Origin of the sequence: Micromonospora sp. NPDC049801 (genome assembly GCF_040656575.1) — a bacterium.
GTDB lineage: Bacteria > Actinomycetota > Actinomycetes > Mycobacteriales > Micromonosporaceae > Micromonospora.
In genome coordinates, this window is sequence record NZ_JBFAMS010000032.1 from 1 (window position 1) to 13,644 (window position 13,644).

Consider the following 13,644-nt stretch of genomic DNA (forward strand, 5'->3'; position numbering starts at 1 on the left):
ACCCCCCGCCCCGGTTTATCCCCCGGTTTGCGTCACGACACGCCGGGGCGGGTGACGCAAACCTCTTGATCACGAGGGTAGAGCGGGGGGTGGGACCGGGGGGGTGGGGTTTGGGGGGTGGGGGTTGGGGTTAGGTTGTTGCGCAGGTTGGGGTTGGGGTGCCGGCGGTGCCGGTGCCCTGGAAGCCGAACTCGGTGGACTGCCCCGCGCCGACCTGACCGTTGTAGGAGACGTTCCTCCAGGTCGTCGTACCGGTGCTACCGCTGTTGGTGGCGCTCCAGGCATTGGTGACGGTCGCGCCGGACGGCAGGTCGATCGTCACGGTCCACCCATTGAGAGCTGACGAGCCGGCCGTCACCCGTACGTTCGCCACGAAGCCACCGTTCCACTGGTTCACCGTCACCGAGGCGGAGCAATCGCCCTCTCCCGGCGGCGGTGTCGTCGGCGGAGGCGTCGTGGGTGGCGGAGTCGTGGGTGGCGGAGTCGTGGGTGGTGGAGTCGTCGGTGGTGGAGTCGTCGGGGTGGTGCCGTTGTTGAGCGCGGTGAGCACGGCGTCGTACGCGGGCTTCTTCTGGCCGCTGTTGTTGAACAGCAGCGGCGACTGGTAGGACCGCCACGAGTCGCTGTCCCGGATGCCCCACACGGTGATGCCGTTGCAGCGGGCCACCGCAAGACAGTCCTCGACCACGCTGCGGTACGTGTTGGCCGGGGCGCCCTCGATGTCCAGCTCGGTGATCTGCACGTCCACGCCCAGCGCCGCGAAGCTCGACAGTGTGGTGCGGTAGTTGCTGACGTACGGGGAGTCGCTGTTGAAGTGCGACTGGAAGCCGACGCAGTCGATCGGCACGCCACGGGACTTGAAGTCGCGGACCATGTTGTAGACGCCCTGGGTCTTGGCCCACGTCCAGTTGTCGATGTTGTAGTCGTTGTAGCAGAGCTTCGCGCCCGGGTCCGCGGCCCGCGCGGCGCGGAACGCCGCCTCGATCCAGTCGTTGCCGGTGCGCTGGAGGTTCGAGTCGCGCCGACCGCCAGAGTTGCCGTCGGCGAACGCCTCGTTCACCACGTCCCAGGAGTAGAGCTGCCCCCGGAAGTGCGTGGCGACCTGCGTCACGTGGTTCAGGATCGCCTGCCGCAGGGCGCTTCCGCTCATGCCCTGCATCCAACTCGGCTGCTGGGCATGCCACGCCAGCGTGTGACCGCGTACCTGCATGCCGCGACTGCGGGCGTGGTTGACGATCTGCTCGGCCGAGCCGTAGCTGAACCGGTTCTGCTGCGGCTCGGTGGCGTCGATCTTCATCTCGTTCTCGGCCGTCACCATGTTGAACTCACGGTTCAGGATCGTGGTGTACGTGCTGTCCGAGAGCTTGAAACCGGCCACCGCCGTACCGAAGTAGCGGCCCTTCTCGGCGGCGGACGCGCCGAGCGTGGTCCCGGCGGCGGCGGGCGCCGTCAGGACCAGCGTCATGCCGGCGGCGAGCGCGCCCGCCCCGGCCAACGCGACGGCGGCTCTCGACGCCGCCCTCCATCTCGCGTTTCGCATTCGTGCAGCTCCTTCTACTGAAAGGGAGTCAGGCGATCGAGCAGGTGGCCCCGTTGAGGGCGAAGGCCGTGGGCTTGCCGGCGTCGCCGGTGTGGGTGGCCTGGAAGCCGATCTCGACCGACGTGTTCGGGGCGATGGTGCCGTTGTAGGAGACGTTGCGAGCGGTCACCGCGCCGCTCGTCGGGGAGTAGGCGGCGTTCCAGCCGCCGGTGATGGTCTGGCCGCCGGGCAGCGTGAAGGTCAGCGCCCACCCGTTCACGGCCGTCGCGCCGGTGTTGGTGATCCGTACGCTCGCGGTGAGCCCGTTGTTCCAGGCGTTGACCGTGTAGGTGACCCCGCAGGCGCCCGCGCTGGGCGGCGGCGTGGTCGGCGGAGGCGTCGTCGGGGGCGGCGTGGTCGGCGGCGGGGTCGTCGGGGGCGGCGTCGTCGGCGGAGGCGTGGTCGGGGGCGGCGTCGTCGGGGGCGGCGTCGTCGGCGGAGGCGTCGTCGGCGGGGCGGTGCCGTCCAGGCCGAAGAAGCGGATCACCTGCGCGGCGTCGACGGGGATGTTGTGCGTGACGCCCTGCATGCTGATCGCCTCGACCGGGGCCATCGGGCCGCTGCTGCCGTACCGGGTGCGGGTGTAGCCCGACTGCGGGGAGTCGGTGTACGTCGGGGTCTGGCTCAGACCGTGCACGTTGGTCCACTGCTTGACCTGCTCACCGAAGTTCGGGTAGCGCAGGGTGTCGTCGCTCGTGCCGTGCCAGATCTGCATCCGCGGCCGCCGGCCGCTGTAGCCGGGGTACGCCCCGCGGACCAGGTCCCCCCACTGCTGGGCGGTCTTGATGGACTGCCCGTTCGCGCACTGGCTGTTCCACTCCGAGCTGCCCCCGGTGGCGAAACAGGCGAACGGCACCCCGGCGAAGGACGCGCCGGCCGCGAACACGTCCGGGTAGTCACCGAGCATGACGTTGGTCATCATCGCGCCCGACGAGGTGCCGGTGGCGAAGACGCGGTCCGGGTCGGCGGAGTACCGCTGCTTGACGTAGTCGATCATCGAGACGAGTCCGACCGGGTCGCTGCCCCCGCCTCGGCGCAACGCCTGCGGCGAGGCCACGTCCCAGCACTTGCTGCTGCGGGTCGCCGACGGGTAGATGACGATGAAGCCGTACCGGTCGGCGAGGGAGGCGTACTGCGTGCCGGAGTAGAAGGCGGGGCCGGTGCCGGTGCAGTAGTGCAGGGCGAGCAGGATCCCCGGGCGGGATGCCACCCGGTCCGGGACGTACAGGTGCATCTGGAGGTTTGTGGGGTTGTTGCCGAAGCCGGTCACCTGCGTGAGCGTCGCGGCCGACGCGGGCGTGGCGAACGCCAGCGCGGCGGCGGCGACCGTCGCGACCGCGGTGAGGACGCCGAGCAGCCTTGTCTTCAGTGTCATGGTTCGCGATTCCTCGGGAGAATGGCGCATGGAAGGGGGTTAGTCGAGGACTGCCCTTCGCCCGACCGTGACCGCGGCTCGCGTGACCGATGTCAGCTTCGATCGAGGTCGCTCGATTGTCAAGGATTCCGGAAACCTTTCGGCGCAAGGGATTGCGCGGTCACCTGCGCACGTGCCAGGGGTCGCGGGGCCGTTCGTCACCTGCCGATGGCGGGCTATTATCGGCAGGTTCCCGATAACCAGACCGTCCTCGCGTGCACCCCCCTGCGAGCGTCCTCACCCGACTCCCGCGGGCACGAAGGAGATCGAGTGAAGATCGTCGACGCCCGGGTCATCGTGACCTGTCCGGGCCGCAACTTCGTCACCCTCAAGATCGTCACTGACGAGGGCGTCACCGGAGTCGGTGACGCCACCCTCAACGGTCGGGAGCTGGCCGTCGCGTCGTACCTGCGCGACCACGTGGCGCCGCTGCTGATCGGCCGGGACCCGGCCCGGATCGAGGACACCTGGCAGTACCTGTACCAGGGCGCGTACTGGCGGCGCGGCCCGGTCACCATGAGCGCGATCGCCGCCGTGGACACCGCCCTGTGGGACATCAAGGGCAAGGTGGCGGGCCTGCCGGTCTACCAGCTGCTCGGCGGCCGGTCCCGCGAGGGCGTCACCGTGTACGGCCACGCCAACGGCGAGACCGTCGAGGAGGTGCTGGTCGAGGTCGCCCGCTACGTCGACCTCGGCTACCGGGCGGTACGGGTGCAGTGCGGTGTGCCGGGCCTGCCCAAGACGTACGGGGTCAGCGCCGACAAGCTCTTCTACGAACCGGCCGACGCCGCCCTGCCCAGCGAGGCGACCTGGTCGACGCAGCGCTACCTGTCACACGTGCCGGGCGTGTTCGCGCGGGTCCGCGACGAGTTCGGCCCCGACCTGCGGCTGCTGCACGACGTGCACCACCGGCTCACGCCGATCGAGGCGGCCCGGCTCGGCCGCAGCCTGGAGCCGTACGCGCTGACCTGGATGGAGGATCCGGTCCCCGCCGACCTGCAGGAGGGCTTCCGACTGATCCGGCAGCACACCACCACGCCGATCGCCGTGGGCGAGGTGTTCAACAGCGTCATCGACGCCGCTCAGCTCATCCGCGAGCAGCTCATCGACTACATCCGGGCCACGGTGGTGCACGCCGGAGGGATCACCCACCTGCGGCGCATCTTCGACCTCGCGGCGCTGCACCACGTCCGTAGCGGCTCGCACGGCGCCACCGACCTGTCGCCCGTCTGCATGGCCGCCGCGCTGCAGCTCGACATCTCGATCCCCAACTTCGGCCTGCAGGAGTACATGCGGCACACCGCGCAGACCGACGAGGTGTTCCCGCACGGGTACCACTTCGCCGACGGCTACCTGCACCCCGCCGAGACGCCCGGGTTGGGCGTCGACATCGACGAGGAGGCGGCGGCCCGCTACCCGTACGCGCCCGCGTACCTGCCGGTGAACCGGCTGGAGGACGGGACCGTGCACCCCTGGTGAGCACGCCGGCGCCGGTGCTCCGGCCGGCCCGATCGGGCCGGCCGGATCAGTGGATGCGCCGCCCCCGCGCGTCGGGCACCCCGGACTTGCGGAAGAAGTACGTGTTGATCTGATCCCGCCACTCGGTGGCGCTGCGGACCTGCTCGTCGAGGCGCTCGGCCACCCGCTCGTACACGGCCGGGTCGATCATCCCGTGCAGGGTCTGCCACCGGCGTCGCATCACCGCCACCTCCTCGACGCCCGCGAAGTGGGTGTCGTAGATGTGCTGGATGACCGTCGACCCGCTGTGCAGGACGTGGTCGTACGGCACGTGGTGGAAGAAGAGCAGCAGCTCGTCCGGGCAGGTCACCGGCGACTCGTACACGTCGGCCCAGTACGGCGGGTACTGGCCGGCGAAGCCGGTGCCCGAGGCGCGACTGCGGTCCACGCCCACGCCGTCGCGGTCGGCGAAGTGGTAGGTGCCCCACCGCGAGTACTCGTACCCGTCGACGTCGGGGCCGTAGTGGTCGCCGGGATGGACCATGAAGCCGACCCCCAGCGGGGCGGTGTACCGCTCGTAGGTACGCCACGAGTCGTCCATGATCTCGTGCAGCGTCCGCCGGACCAGCTCCGGGTCGGCGGTCGCCGACGGCGGGAACGTCAGCGTCATCCACTCGTCGAGGACCGCCGTCGGGTCGAGCCGCGGGTCCCAGGCGAGCCGGCCGACCGTGTAGAGGTTGGCCTGGGCCAGCGGATGCCCGGTCCAGAAGGCGTCGTCGCCGGTGTTGGCGACGGCGACCAGACCGCCGCCCTTGCCGGCCTCGCCGGTGACCACGTCGGCGATGGTGCGCCCACCGGGACCCCACGGCGCGAAGCTCAGCACCTCGCCCCAGCACGGGCCGAGGTGACAGACGTGTCGCTGCTGCCCCGTGTACTCCTGGGTGACCTGCACCTCCACCGCGACCCGGGTGGCCGGCATGGCGGCGAGCACCGGCGAGACCGGCTCGCGCGTCTGGAAGTCCACCGGACCGAACTTCACCTGCAGGACCACGTTGGTACGGAACCGTCCGTCGAGTGGGGCGAAGTGGTCGTACGCGGCGCGGGCGCGGTCGGTGGACCGGTCCCGCCAGTCCTGGTGATGGTTGTAGACGAACGCCCGCCAGTGCACCACTCCCCCGTACGGGGCGAGGGCCTCGGCGAGCAGGTTCGCACCGTCGGCGTGGTCCCGCCCGTAGCTGAACGGGCCGGGTTGCCCCTCGGAGTCGGCCTTTACCAGGTAGCCGCCGAAGTCGTCGATGCGCTCGTAGACGCGCCGGGTGGCGGCCGCCCACCAGGCGCGTACCTCCTCGTCGAACGGGTCGGCGGTGGGCAGTCCGCCGAGGACCAGGGGCGCGGCGAAGGTGACCGACAGGTGCACCCGGATGCCGTACGGGCGCAGCGCGTCCGCGATCTGGGCCACGTCACCGAGCCGGTCGGTGAGCAGCAGCGCCTCGGCCCGACCCACGTTGACGTTGTTCACCGAGATGGCGTTGATCCCGCTGGCCGCCAGCAGCCGCCCGTACTCCCGGATCCGGGCCAGGTCCCCGCGCGGACGGCCACCGGCCCAGAAGATCGAGCCGCCCGCGTACCCCCGTTCGACCTGGCCCATCACCGGGTGCACGGCCACGTTGTCCCAGTGGTTGAGCATGCGGCGGCGCAGCGCGGGCCGGTGCAGCTCGGGTGGGCGGGCCGGGTCGAAGGCCGCCGCACAGAGCCGTACGACGTGGAACAGCCCGTAGAGGAGGCCGGCGGGCGCGTCGGCCAGCACGACCGTCGTCTCACCGCTGCGGGCCAGCAGGAAACCCTCGTCGCCGAGCGTCTCGCCGAGGTCGGCGAGCGCCGCCTCCCCCGCCGCGCGGGCCGCCCGCACCGCCGTGCTGGGCAGCTCGGGCGCCCCGCGCAGGGCGAGCACCAGGTCGACGTCGACGTCCCAGGACGGGGAGTGCCAGACCCGTCCGCCGTAGCGCGTGCAGGCGCGCGTCACCTCGTCGAGAACGGTGTCGACGAGCAGCCCGTCGCCGTGCACGAGGACGCGCCGCGCGCCGAGGGCCCGGAACGCCTCCGGTGGCAGCCAGGCGGGGTGTACGCGGGGATCCTCGACGTCGTGCGGCTCCGCCACGAACACCGGATCCTCCAGGTCGGCGTTCACGCGACCCCCCGCGTGACGATCACCTCGGCGGTCGTGGAGCGGCTCATGCGGTGAACTCCTTCCGGATCAGGTGGACCATCGGGTCGGCGACACGGAGAATTCCGAGGGCCAGGACCGAGGCGAGCAGCGCCGGCACCGCCTCGGAGAAGACCGCGGTGATCCCGGCCGCCGCCGCGAGCAGCAGGGCGTTGCCGGCGGTGACACCGGGGGTACGGACGAGGAAGTGCACGGCCAGGCGCAGGACGTCACGGGTGCGGAACTCGAACAGCGAGGTGATCACCAGCGCGTTGAGCGCGCAGAGGGTCACCCCGACCGCGACCGCGATCAGCGGGGCCACCCACCAGCTCGGTAGGCCGATCGCGTCACGGTAGGCGAGGTTCAGCGCGAGCACCGTCAACCACAGCAGCGTCGGCGTCCAGACCCGCAGCGCGCCCCCGGCGTTGCCGCGGTAGCCCCGCCAGAACAGCGCGGCGGGACGCAGGTCGGTCAGGTCGGGTCGCTGGTGGCGCAGCGCGTACAGGGCGGCGGAGGCCGCCGGTCCGACCGGCGTCAGCAGCAGCGCGACCAGCGGCAGGTTGCTGGGGTCACGGTCGAGCAGCAGCAGCGGGAGCAGGGCGGGCACCGTGGTGAGAAGGAGCAGCGCCTCGACCACGAGCAGGATGTAGACGCGGGACGCGAACCGGGACAGGGGTCCGTCGCCGATCTGCCGCCCGGCCTGCGCGGCGTCGTTCACTGTCCATCTCCTCCCAGGTCCGGCGGTCGGTCGCACGCGGGGGCGCCGAGGTCGGCCGGTCCGGTGCGCGTCACCGGACCGGCCGACGCCTCAGCGATGGTCCTTCTGGTAGCGGTCGTACGCCTTGTTGACCATGTCCAGGTAGGCGTCCATGTTCTTGCCCTTCAGCTCGGCCAGGTAGGCGTCCCACTGGGCGAGGTCCCGCTGGCCCAGCGCGAACTGCAGGGTCGCCTGGTAGACGGCGTCCTTCAGCGGCGTCTCCCACAGGGACGCCTGCTCCCGCTCCTCGTCGTTCAACGGGTGCGGCGGGGGCACGACGACCGGCGTCCGGGCGTTCATGACCTTCTGGAACTCCTGCTCCTCCGGGGCGAAGAAGCCCTGCACCAGTTCCGGCTTGCCGCCGTACGCGAAGACGCCGTTGTAGAAGCCGAAGTCCTTCTGGAGGTGCTTCGGGGCCGTGGGGTTGAGCCCGATGACGTTGACGTCGGGCGCGAGCTTGGGCATGCCGGCGCCGTCCCGGACGAAGGTCTTGCCCTCGACACCCCACTTGGCGAACTCCTGGCCGGCGTCGGAGTACCAGAGCCAGTCGATGAACTGCATCATCGCCACGAAGTTCTTGCTCTCGCGGGCCTTCGAGGAGATCATCACGCCGTTCTCCAGCCGGTTGGCCGGGTTGACCTCACCGGCCGGCCCGATCGGCAGCGGAATCTTGGCGATCCTGGCCTTCGGGTTGGTCTTGGCCAGGTCCGGCCGGTAGTCGTTCACCACGGCCTGGGCGTTGGCGCTGATCACGAAGGACTTGCCGTTGGCGAGCTTCTGCCGGGCCTGGTCGTCAGTCTGGGTGAAGCTCTCCGGGTCGAGCAGCTTCTCCTTCACCAGCTTGTTGAGGTACTGGAGCATCTGCTTGTACTTGTCGCTCGCGCCGGTGTAGACGAACTTCTTGGTGTCGGCGTCCCAGCTCGTGTGCTGGAAGTTCCAGCCCGCGCCCTGGAGTCCGTACGACACGGCCAGGATGTTGAGCAGGTTGCCGGCCGGGTTGGGCTTGCTCCACCGATCCGAGAACGGGTAGACGTCCGGGTACTTCGCCTTCATCGCCTTGAGCACCGTGTACAGCTCGTCCCAGGTCTTCGGGGGGCTGAGCTTCAGCTCGTCGAGGATGTCGGTGCGGATCGCCACCGAGTAGTCCTGCCAGGGCTTCTCGTGCAGGCCGGGCAGCAGGTAGAACTTGCCGTCCTCCTGACGCCGGGTGTCGATCTCGGGCTTCAGGTTCCACTTCGAGATCTTGTCCTGGAGGTTCGGCATCAGGTCCAGGTAGTCGCTGACCGGCAGGACCGCGCCCGAGGACACGTAGGCGTCCTCCTGCCCCGGGTACGTCTTCGGGATGATCATCGGGGCGTCACCGGCGCCGATCAGCAGGCTGCGCTTCTGCTCGTAGTCGCTCAGCGGAACGGCGACCGGGGTGAGGGTGACGTTGGCCCGGGACTTCAGCTCCGACCAGAAGAGCCAGTCCTCGCGCAGCGGGTAGTTCGGGTGGTTGTTGTACAGGATGGAGAAGGAGACCGGCTCGCTCGCCTTGAACTGCTTGCCGATGCCGTAGTCGGACATCGCACCGGCTTTGTTCTCCGACAGGTCCTTGGCGTCGGACGGGTCATCACTGCAGGCGGCGATGCTGGTCGCCGTGAGCAGCACGGCTACCGCTGTCGCGACGCGGCGCCACGATCGGTGGAGCATGGCGGTCCTTTCGGGTTCGGTGGAGGAAAGGGTGGACGTGCTGGCTAGCCCTTCACGGCGCCGAGCATCACGCCGCGGACGAAGTACCGCTGGACGAAGGGGTAGACCAGGAGGATGGGCAGGGTCGTGAGCACGATCGTCACGGACTTGAGCGTCGCCTCGGCCTGCACCTCGTCGGCCTCGGCGATCGCACCGACGTTCTCCGCGCCGGTGGCCCCGGCGATCAGGTTGCGCAGGTAGACGGTCACCGGCCACAGCTCCTGCTGGTCCATGTAGAGGAAGGCGGCGAACCAGGAGTTCCAGAAGGCCACGGCGTAGAACAGCACCATCGTGGCGACGATCGCCTTCGACAGGGGCAGCACGATGCGCAGCAGGATGCCGTACGTGTTGAGCCCGTCGACGGCGGCGGCCTCCTCCAGGTCGGTGGGTAGCGACTCGAAGAACGCCTTCATCACCAGCAGGTTGAACACGTTGATCGCGTTGGGCACCGCGATGGCCCAGACGGTGTTCTTCATGCCCAGGCTGGTGACGAGCACGTAGTTGGGGATCAGGCCGCCGGTGAAGAACATGGTGAAGACCGCGATGCCGATCAGCGCCGTTCGTCCCCGGAGGTGTTTCTTGGACAGCACGTAGGCGTAGCAGGTGGTCAGCACGATCGAGATGGTCGTGGCGACGACGGTGTAGAAGACGGTGTTGCGGTAGTTGGTCCAGAACAGCGAGTCGTTCAGCACGAGCCGGTAGGTGTCCAGGTTGAACCCGCGCGGCACGAGGTTGACCTGCCCGGCGATGATGTACCCCTCGTCGCTGAGCGAGCGGGCCAGGACGTTGATGAACGGAAACAGGGTCACCACCACCACGATGGTGAGCACGACCGCGTTGCACGCCTGGAACACGCGGTAGCCCCGGGTGGGCCGGATACCGCGGGGTCCGACGCGGGCGGGCAGGTCGCTCACCTGGGCCGGGTCGGTGGCGTCGACGGTCACCACAGGCTCGTCCCCACCGTACGCCGGGCGATCAGGTTCGCCGTCAGGACCAGCGTGAGCCCGATGACCGCCTCGAACAGCCCGATGGCGGCGGCGTAGCTGAAGTTGCTGGACCCGAAGCCCATCCGGAACAGGTACGTGGAGAGCACGTCGGCGGTCGGGTAGGTCAGCGGGTTGTACAGCAGCAGGATCTTCTCGAAACCGACCGCCATGAAGGTGCCGATGTTGAGGATCAGCAACGTGACCATGGTGGGTCGGATGCCCGGGAGCGTCACGTGCCAGGTCTGCCGCCAACGGTTGGCCCCGTCGATCCGGGCGGCCTCGTACAGGTCGTCGTCGACGGTGGTGAGCGCGGCGAGGTAGAGGATGGTGCCCCAGCCGACCGTCTGCCAGACCTCGGACGACACGTAGATCGTCCGGAACCATTCGGCGCGTTGCAGGAACGGCACCGCGTCGCCGCCGGTGGCCTGCACGATCTGGTTGACGGTCCCGTCGACGGAGGTCAGCTGCATGACCATCGCCGCGACGATCACGATCGACAGGAAGTGCGGCAGGTAGGACACGGACTGCACGAACCGCCGCAGCCGTCGGGCGCGTACCTCGTTGAGCAGCAGCGCGAGGATGATCGGCAGTGGGAAGCAGAACAGCAGCGTCAGCGTCCCGAGCACCAGCGTGTTGGTGAAGACGTCCCAGAACGTCGGGTCGGCCAGGAACATCCGGAAGTAGCGCAGCCCGACCCAGTACTCACCGAAGATGCTCCCGCCCGGCTTGAACCGGCGGAACGCGATGATGTTCCCGATCATCGGGAGGTAGCGGAAAACCAGGAAGAACAGCAGCGGCAGGACGGCCAGCGAGTAGAGCTGCCAGTCCCGGCGCAGCGCCTGTCGCCAGGTGCGACGCCGACGGGGTGCGCGCGGGGCGGGGACGGTGGCCTCCACCGCGTCGCCGGGTGGCGCCGGCGGCGGAGGTCGTAACGTCTCGGATGTCATCCTCGCCTCCTATGCGGAGTGCGGAACGGCCACGAGCGGCTCGATCCGCACCGACGTGAGTAGGTCCCGCTCGTGCCCGACCTCGCGCTCGGCACCGGTGAGCCGCAGCGGCAGGGCGTCCTCGATCTCCGCGCTGGAGCGCCCGAACCGCAGCTCGACCGCGCCGGGCTCGACCACCCGCCGGCCGGACCGACCGGTGAACGACGTGACGTCGGCGGGTACGCCGAAGGTGACGTGCGCCCGCGCTCCGGGCTCCAGCGGCACCCGGGCGAAGCCGACCAGCCGGTGCACCGGCCGGGTGGTCTGCGCCACCGGGTCGTGCAGGTAGAGCTGCACCACCTCGGTGCCGGCCCGGTCACCGGTGTTCCCGACGGTGACGCGCACCTGGACCTCGCCGTCCACCGCCCAGGGGGTTGGTTCGTCCCGCGTCGCACCCACGACGGTCGCGTCGGACCACTCGAAGGTGGTGTAGCTCAGGCCGTGACCGAACGGGTACGCCGGGGTCGGGTCGATCGAGGACACCTTGTTGCGACGCCCGAGCGGCGGCGACAGGTAGGTGCCCGGCAGCCCACCCGCGTCACGGGGCACGCTGACCGGCAGCCGCCCGGACGGGTTCACCGCGCCGGTGAGCACCTCCGCGAGCGCCTGCCCGCCGAGTTGGCCGGGGAAGAACGCCTGCACCACGGCCGCCGCCGGGTCGAACTCCGGGCCGAGCGCGTACGGGCGACCGGTCAGCAGCACCAGCACCACCGGGGTACCGGTGGCGAGAACGGCCCGGACCAGGTCCGCCTGCACGCCGGGTAGCCGCAGGTCGGCGGCGTCGCAGCCCTCGCCGGAGGTGCCCCGGCCGAACATCCCCGCCCGGTCCCCGACGGCGAGCACGCACACGTCCGCGTTGGTCGCCGCGGTGACCGCCGCCGGGATGCCGGACGCGTCCTCGCCGGTGACGGCGCAGCCCGGCTCGTGGACCAGCAGCGGGACGCGGCGGGCCAGCTCGTCGCGCAACGTGCGGATCTCCACCCCGAGGCCGTGGTCGGGGTGGTTGACGCCGACGTGGTTGGGGAAGGTGTAGCAGCCGAGCATCGCCATCGGGTCGTCGGCGAGCGGACCCACCAGGGCGACCCGGGTCGCGACGGGCAGCGGCAGCACGCCGGTGTTGCGCAGCAGCACGACGGACTCGCGGGCCAGGCGTACGGCGACGTCCCGGCCGGCCTCGTCGTCGAGGCGCAGGGCCGCGACGTCGTCGGGCAGGGCCCGCCAGTCCTCGTCGAGCAGGCCGATGTCGATCTTCTGGATGAGCACCCGGCGCACCGCCCGGTCGATCAGCGCCGCGTCGACCTCGCCGGCGTGCACCGCCTGGACCAGCGCGTCACCGAAAGCGTCCACGGTGGGCAGTTCCACGTCGATGCCGGCGCGCAGGGCGAGGCGGGCGGCGTCGACGGCATCAGCGGCGACACCGTGCAGGGTCTCGAGGAACCGTACGGCGAAGTAGTCGGCGACCACGATGCCGGTGAAGCCCCACTCGTCGCGCAGCAGCCCGGTCAGCAGGTGTTCGTCGGCGGCGGCGGGCATGCCGTCGATCTCGGCGTACGAGTTCATCACCGACCGTGCCCCGCCGAGCCGTAGGGCCATCTCGAACGGCGGCAGGATGTGGTCGGCCAGTTCGCGGCGGCCCATCGACACCGGGGCGAGGTTGCGTCCGCCCCGGGAGGCCGAGTAGCCGGCGAAGTGCTTCAGGGTGGCGACGAGGCCGGCGTTCTCCAGGCCCCGCACGTACGCCGCGCCGGTCGTTCCGACCAGGTACGGGTCCTCCCCGATCGTCTCCTCGGTGCGGCCCCAGCGGTAGTCGCGGGTGACGTCGAGGACGGGCGCGAGCCCCTGGTGTACGCCGGCGGCGCGCATCGACGCGCCGATCCGACCGGCCATCTCCTCGACCAGCTCGGGGTGGAACGAGGCGCCCCAGCCCAGTGGGGTCGGGTAGACGGTGGCCTTGAAGGCCGCGAACCCGGTCAGGCACTCCTCGTGCACCTGGGCCGGGATGCCGAACCGGCTGGCGGCCACGATCTGTTCCTGGGAGGCGGCGAGCGAACGGGCGCCGAGCACCGGGTCGACCGGCGCGGTGCCGAACGGGCGGGTGAGCTGACCCAGGCCGTACCGGATGATCGTGTCCCACGACGGGGTGTTGGCGACCATGTCGGACTGGTGCGGCGCGACGCCCTGGCCGGACGCGTCGGCGCCGACCCAGACCCCGAAGAGCTGGGCGACCTTCTCCTCGACGGACATCACCGCGAGCAGCGCCTCGGCCCGGTCGGCCGGCGACAGCCGGGTGTCGCGCCACGGTGCGGCGTCGCGCGACGCCGATTCGCTGTCGACGGGCTGCTGACTTCTCATGCCGAGACCCCTTAGCTCCGGCCACGAACCGCGCCGTCGTGGGACCGGTTGGTGGCGCGCGGTTCCACAATCCGAAACTTTCCGGAAACCAGAGCAACCTTTTCGGCAACCTAAGTCCGCCGCCTGGACCTGTCAAGAGTTTCGATGTGTCGTGGGATGCCTACCAGCGCGCTCAGCT

9 protein-coding genes are annotated in these 13,644 nt (G+C 70.2%); 1 reads left to right on the forward strand and 8 read right to left on the reverse strand.

Going from position 1 to position 13,644, the window contains the following annotated elements:
• Positions 1–130 precede the first annotated feature (130 nt).
• Both AB0I89_RS32790 and AB0I89_RS32795 read right to left on the reverse strand, forming a co-directional pair.
• The gene (locus AB0I89_RS32790) at positions 131–1,540 is read right to left on the reverse strand and encodes an endo-1,4-beta-xylanase (RefSeq protein WP_357134637.1); all 1,410 of its coding nucleotides are present in this window, start codon (positions 1,538–1,540) and stop codon (positions 131–133) included.
• Between the two features lie 28 nt (positions 1,541–1,568).
• Entirely contained in the window at positions 1,569–2,954 is a 1,386-nt protein-coding gene (locus AB0I89_RS32795; protein ID WP_357134639.1) for a PHB depolymerase family esterase, read from the reverse strand.
• A 309-nt stretch (positions 2,955–3,263) separates the two neighbouring features.
• On the opposite strand from AB0I89_RS32795, the gene manD reads away from it, so the two are divergent.
• Complete coding sequence (gene manD / locus AB0I89_RS32800) at positions 3,264–4,472, forward strand: D-mannonate dehydratase ManD (RefSeq protein ID WP_357134640.1); 1,209 nt, start codon at positions 3,264–3,266, stop codon at positions 4,470–4,472.
• 46 nt (positions 4,473–4,518) lie between these two features.
• Here manD and AB0I89_RS32805 read toward each other — a convergent pair whose 3' ends face one another.
• The 6 genes from AB0I89_RS32805 to AB0I89_RS32830 all read right to left on the reverse strand — a co-directional run bounded on the left by AB0I89_RS32805 (position 4,519) and on the right by AB0I89_RS32830 (position 13,466).
• Positions 4,519–6,639, reverse strand: coding sequence for an alpha-glucuronidase (locus AB0I89_RS32805; protein WP_357134642.1), 2,121 nt, complete (start codon positions 6,637–6,639; stop codon positions 4,519–4,521).
• Positions 6,640–6,682: 43 nt separating this feature from the next.
• Positions 6,683–7,372, reverse strand: a complete 690-nt coding sequence (locus tag AB0I89_RS32810; protein WP_357134644.1) for a hypothetical protein — start codon at positions 7,370–7,372, stop codon at positions 6,683–6,685.
• Between the two features lie 90 nt (positions 7,373–7,462).
• Positions 7,463–9,103 (reverse strand): extracellular solute-binding protein, encoded by a 1,641-nt coding sequence (locus AB0I89_RS32815; RefSeq protein ID WP_357134645.1) that lies wholly within the window; start codon positions 9,101–9,103, stop codon positions 7,463–7,465.
• Positions 9,104–9,147: 44 nt separating this feature from the next.
• Positions 9,148–10,086, reverse strand: a complete 939-nt coding sequence (locus AB0I89_RS32820; RefSeq protein WP_357134647.1) for a carbohydrate ABC transporter permease — start codon at positions 10,084–10,086, stop codon at positions 9,148–9,150.
• Positions 10,083–11,075 carry an ABC transporter permease subunit gene (locus AB0I89_RS32825; protein WP_357134649.1) on the reverse strand — a complete coding sequence of 331 codons (993 nt, stop codon included), beginning with the start codon at positions 11,073–11,075 and terminating at the stop codon, positions 10,083–10,085. Before AB0I89_RS32825 ends, AB0I89_RS32820 begins: the two co-directional genes overlap by 4 nt.
• A gap of 9 nt (positions 11,076–11,084) precedes the next feature.
• The gene (locus AB0I89_RS32830; protein WP_357134651.1) at positions 11,085–13,466 is read right to left on the reverse strand and encodes a glycoside hydrolase family 3 N-terminal domain-containing protein; all 2,382 of its coding nucleotides are present in this window, start codon (positions 13,464–13,466) and stop codon (positions 11,085–11,087) included.
• Between the last annotated feature and the right edge of the window lie 178 nt (positions 13,467–13,644).

Coding starts and splice junctions, on each gene's coding strand:
- AB0I89_RS32790 (WP_357134637.1), bottom strand. CDS start 1,540: ATGCGAAACGCGAGATGGAGGGCGGCGTCGAGAGCCGCCGTCGCGTTG.
- AB0I89_RS32795 (WP_357134639.1), bottom strand. CDS start 2,954: ATGACACTGAAGACAAGGCTGCTCGGCGTCCTCACCGCGGTCGCGACG.
- AB0I89_RS32815 (WP_357134645.1), bottom strand. CDS start 9,103: ATGCTCCACCGATCGTGGCGCCGCGTCGCGACAGCGGTAGCCGTGCTG.
- AB0I89_RS32825 (WP_357134649.1), bottom strand. CDS start 11,075: ATGACATCCGAGACGTTACGACCTCCGCCGCCGGCGCCACCCGGCGAC.
- AB0I89_RS32830 (WP_357134651.1), bottom strand. CDS start 13,466: ATGAGAAGTCAGCAGCCCGTCGACAGCGAATCGGCGTCGCGCGACGCC.